Source organism: Zoogloea ramigera, from assembly GCF_006539865.1.
Classification (GTDB): Bacteria; Pseudomonadota; Gammaproteobacteria; order Burkholderiales; family Rhodocyclaceae; genus Zoogloea; species Zoogloea ramigera.
This window is the reverse complement of record NZ_BJNV01000084.1, coordinates 1-4,560: the sequence shown is the minus strand read 5'-3', so window position 1 is coordinate 4,560 and position 4,560 is coordinate 1. Positions and strand designations below refer to the sequence as shown.

At 64.8% G+C, this 4,560-nt stretch carries 4 protein-coding genes; 3 read left to right on the top strand and 1 reads right to left on the bottom strand.

The window, feature by feature from the left end; translation table 11 throughout:
- Positions 1-156: 156 nt before the first annotated feature.
- Complete coding sequence (locus tag ZRA01_RS17730; RefSeq protein WP_141354694.1) at positions 157-456, bottom strand: hypothetical protein; 300 nt, start codon at positions 454-456, stop codon at positions 157-159.
- Positions 457-588: 132 nt separating this feature from the next.
- On the opposite strand from ZRA01_RS17730, the gene ZRA01_RS17725 reads away from it, so the two are divergent.
- The 3 genes from ZRA01_RS17725 (at position 589) to ZRA01_RS17715 (ending at position 4,291) form a co-directional block, all read left to right on the top strand.
- Positions 589-2,139: an undecaprenyl/decaprenyl-phosphate alpha-N-acetylglucosaminyl 1-phosphate transferase gene (locus ZRA01_RS17725; RefSeq protein ID WP_141354692.1), complete on the top strand. Its 1,551-nt coding sequence runs from the start codon at positions 589-591 to the stop codon at positions 2,137-2,139.
- Positions 2,140-2,299: 160 nt separating this feature from the next.
- Positions 2,300-2,737 carry a low molecular weight protein-tyrosine-phosphatase gene (locus ZRA01_RS17720; protein ID WP_141354690.1) on the top strand — a complete coding sequence of 146 codons (438 nt, stop codon included), beginning with the start codon at positions 2,300-2,302 and terminating at the stop codon, positions 2,735-2,737.
- Between the two features lie 303 nt (positions 2,738-3,040).
- Positions 3,041-4,291 (top strand): polysaccharide export protein, encoded by a 1,251-nt coding sequence (locus tag ZRA01_RS17715; protein ID WP_141354688.1) that lies wholly within the window; start codon positions 3,041-3,043, stop codon positions 4,289-4,291.
- Positions 4,292-4,560: the final 269 nt, after the last annotated feature.

Below are 4,560 nucleotides of genomic sequence, written 5' to 3'. Positions count from 1 at the left end.
AGCGCCACGCGGCGATGTTGGGTCGCGCTATGCTGACCCGACCTGCAGGGCTCCCCGTGCGACTGAAGTCGCACCTACAGCGGGCAGGCCATGCTTTCGGCGTTCATGCTTCCGTGCTGCACAATTACCTCTCTTGGGGTAGAGTGTCGGAAAACTTTACACTTTTTGTGAATTTCTGATAACGAAAACCCTAGCATAATGATTTGCATGGGTTTTATCTTTGGCCTGAAATTTGCTAGGAATTTCATGCTGCAGTGCCGCGTGATAAATGTCTGCCTGGCGTCCCGTCAGGCGAAATTTTGATTGTGTCTTGCGTGTTGACACGGGTGAGGTGCGTTTTTCCTGTTTGTCATGAGATGAAATTCGCAACGCATGTGCTATTGTGCCGCCCGGATTCGAAGCAAACTTTTGTAAGATACGCTTGTTAAGGTGTCGAACCCAGTTCGGGCTGTTCATGTCTGGCCTCGCTGGGGTTCTTTGTCGATCGCTGTGGGGCGGGCAGGTGTGTGCTGGCCGTCTTCACGCAAAGTTCTCCGGATCGAACCCGGCGTCTGTGCGCTGGCGTTCTGAGGTGGGGGTAAAAGGTAAATGTTCGCTTTCGCGCTTTTCTTGTTGGGTTTTGTCGTCTCTGCGGTGGCCGTGCGTTACGCCATCATCGCTGCGCACCGCTTTGGTGTGGTCGACAAGCCGGGGGGCCACAAGGCCCACGACACCGTAACGCCCTTTGTCGGGGGTGTTGGCGTGTTGGCGGCAACCCTGTGTGGCGCGGCGCTGGTCGAGCACTTCTACAACCTCTTCGACGCGCGCCTCTACGCCTTCGTCCTCGGCATCCTCACCATGTGGGTCACCGGTTTCTCCGACGACATCCTCAACATCAGCTTCAAGATCCGCCTGGTCATCCAGGCTGCTGTCGGCCTGGCCATGGTTTACTGGGGCGGCGTCGCCCTCCACGATCTCGGCTACCTCGCGTCCTCCACCGAGGTCGTCTCCCTCGGCGTCATCGGCGTGCCGCTCACCCTCATCGCCACCATGGGCGCCATCAACGCCCTCAACATGATCGACGGCATCGACGGCCTGTCGGGTTCCATCTCCATCGTCAGCCTGCTGCTCATCGCCTTTGCCGTGTTCATGGCCGGCGACACCGCCCACTTCTCGCTGATCCTCGTTATTGCCGGCGGCGTGGCCGGGTTTTTGTATCACAACCTGCGCTACCTCAACCGCCGCCGCGCCCGCTGCTTCCTGGGCGACAACGGCAGCATGCAGCTCGGCTTCATCTTTGCCTGGCTGCTCACCGATTTCTCCCAGGCCGGTGACGTCACGCCCCGTGCCATCACCCCCATCACCACCCTGTGGCTGTTTGCCGTCCCGCTCATCGACACCCTGTGCGTCATGCTGCGCCGCATCTGGATGGGCCGCTCGCCCTTCCACGCCGACCGCAACCACCTGCACCACCTCTTCCTGCGCGCCGGCTTCCGGGTGCAGGACACGGTGCTGGTGCTCGCCTTTGTGCAGCTGTGTTTTGGTGCGATCGGCCTGGGCGGCATGTATGCCGGCGCCGACGAGCTCACCATGCTCTTCGCCTTCATCGGCGCCTTCGCCCTGTGCTTCTATATCCTGCTGCGCCCCTGGCGCCTGGTGCCGCTGCTGCGCCGGGTTAACCGCCTGCTCGGCTTCACCTCGGCCCACGCCGTGGGCGTGCATCTGTCTGGCCTTACTGCCGACGAGTTCGCCGGTGTCTCCGAAGTGCTCAACCGCAACATCTGCCCCTACGCCGACTTCCGCTTCAGTGTTTACCGGCCCGACTCTGCCGCCCCCGGCGAAAGCTATGGCGTCATCGAGCTGCTGTGTGACGACCAGGATCTCAGCCACGCCCAGGTGAGCCGCATCATCACCTCGCTGCGCCGCGAGATCCGCGGGCAGCGCAGCGTAAAGGTCCGCCAGTTTGTCGACCGCAAGCCCAGTCACGATCGCCGCCACGCGGGCAAACAGAAGCCCATCGAGCGCCGCCAGGGCGAGCGCCGCTCCCCCCGCCGTGGCACCCTGATCTACCGCATGGAAAGCGCCGCCGGCGAACCCAGCGTCATCGCCAAGAAGCCCACCATGTCCAGCGTCATGAACGAAAGCGTCGCCCGGCTGTAAGCCGGGCCCGGGCGGGCCCCGGCTCCGGCGGCCCCCCGGCAATGCGCGGGGCGCTGGCGGGTGCCGACACCCCATCAACCCGGCCTGCATGTGCGGGCAGGGCACTTACAACAAGGCCTTCCACCAGGCGGGCCCCCAAAACATTTCAGGGTTTAATCCTTTGTACGAACGCATCCTGGTTGTCTGTACCGGCAACATCTGCCGCAGCCCCATCGGCGAGTTCCTGCTCCGCGACACCCTCGTCAAGGCCGGCCGCAAGCCCGAGGTTCGCTCGGCTGGCGTTGGCGCGCTGGTTGACCACCCCGCCGACGAAAACGCCATCGCCATCATGGCCGAGCGCGGCATCGACCTCGGCCCCCACCGCGCCCAGCAAGCCACCGTTGCGCTGTGCCGCTGGGCCGAGCTGGTGCTGGTGATGGAATCCCACCACCGCGAAGCCCTCGGCGACATCGACCCCGCCGTGCGCGGCAAGACCTTCCTGCTCGGCCACTGGCAGAAAAAAGAAATCCCCGACCCCTACAAACGCTCCCGCGACGTGTGGACCCACGCCGTCAAGCTCATCGACGAAGGCGTCGAAGCGTGGGCAAAGAAGCTGTGATCGTGGGGAACCCCAATCGCCGAGCGTCTCTCCCTCCCCTGACACCCGTTGCAGGGGGGAGCCTCGATCGCCGAGCGTCTCTCCCTCCCCTGACAAGGGGAGGGCCGGGGAGGGGTTTGGCGGGCGCCGAGCGTGAATACCCCCAACCGCCCCCCGCAAACCCACCGGGTTTTGCCCCGCTTGGCAAAAATTTCCACTGCATCTCCCCACAACAGTCACGGGATTGTGTCCTACGCCCTTGGTTGTAATGCGATGTCAATTAAAATTCTGAGCTGTCGCCTACTTTCCAGAAGCAGGGAAACCATGAAGCTAGAACTCCACGGGGCCGCAACTGCCCCCAGTGTCAAACCCACCGCGCTCGCCCCCCGGGCTGCCGGCCGCAATGCTGTCTTCCGCCAGGGCATCCTCATCGGCCTGTGTGCCGCCCTGGGTGCCTGCGCCAGCATCGTGCCGGGCGACCGCGCCTACTCGCTGCGCGACGAGCAATCTGCCGTCAAGCTGCCCGTCAAGGCCGGCGACGCCGCCGAGCCGGTGCCCGCCAACGTCGCCATCAAGCCGATCACCGCCGAGCTCATCATCGAGCAGCTCAAGGCCGCCGCCCCGCAAAAGCCCACCGCCACCGACGCCAACCTGCGCGCCACCAACGGCAAGGCCAACACCGTGCAGGCCGCCCCCGACTACAAGATCGGCCCCGGCGACGTGCTCACCATCATCGTCTGGGACCACCCCGAGCTCACCACCCCGGCCGGCCAATACCGCTCCGCCGACCAGGCCGGCACCGTGGTGAACGAAGACGGCACCATCTACTACCCCTACGTGGGCACCCTCAGCGTCGCTGGCAAGACCACCCGCCAGGTGCGCGACATCCTCACCAAGTCCCTCTCCAAGTACATCGAGAAGGTGCAGCTGGACGTGCGCATGGCCGCCTTCCGCAGCAAGCGCGTGTACGTGGTGGGCGAGGTGAACAAGCCCGGCCTGCAGGAAGTCACGGACATCCCCATGACCGTGCTCGAGGCGGTTAACCGCGCCGGCGGCTTCGGCCCCGAGGCCGACCACAGCCGCGTGCTGCTCACCCGCAAGGGCACCACCTACCGCGTCGACATCCAGGCCATGTACGAAGCCGGTGCCACCGAGCAAAACGCCCTGCTCGAACCCGGCGACATCCTCAATGTGCAAGACCGCAGCTTCAACAAGATCTTTGTGCTGGGCGAAGTGCAAAAGCCCGGCTCGCTGGTCATGACCAAGAAGCGCTCCACCCTGGCCGAAGCCCTGGCCGACACCGGCTACATCGCCCAGGACCGCTCCAACCCCAAGTGGATTTACGTGATGCGCGGGGATAGCGACGTGCCCGAGCTCTTCCACCTGGATGGCAGCTCCCCCGACGCCATGCTGCTGGCCGACCGCTTCACCCTCAAGCCGCGCGACATCGTTTACGTCGACGCCGCCGACGTGGTGCGCTGGAACCGCGTGATCAGCAACGTCCTACCCACCGCGCAGACGCTGTTCCAGGTTAGCGGCACCCGCTACCCGCTCTTCGGCGGCCGCCAACCGTAAGCGCATGACCGCCCCCCGCCCGCAAACCCCGCCGCTCCTCCCTCCCCTGACAAGGGGAGGGCCGGGGAGGGGTTTGCCGCCGCTATCCCAATCCACCCCCTCTCCCTCCCCTGACCAGGGGAGGGCCGGGGAGGGGTTTGCGTGCGTCCAGCGTGTGCTGCAGCAATCGCACCCCACCCGACCCCCCTGTCCCCCCTTGGCAGGGGGGCACCGCGCTGTGCGTCTTGCCTCCTCCCCCAACAAGTTGAGGGCGGTTGAGCGTTTCAGCA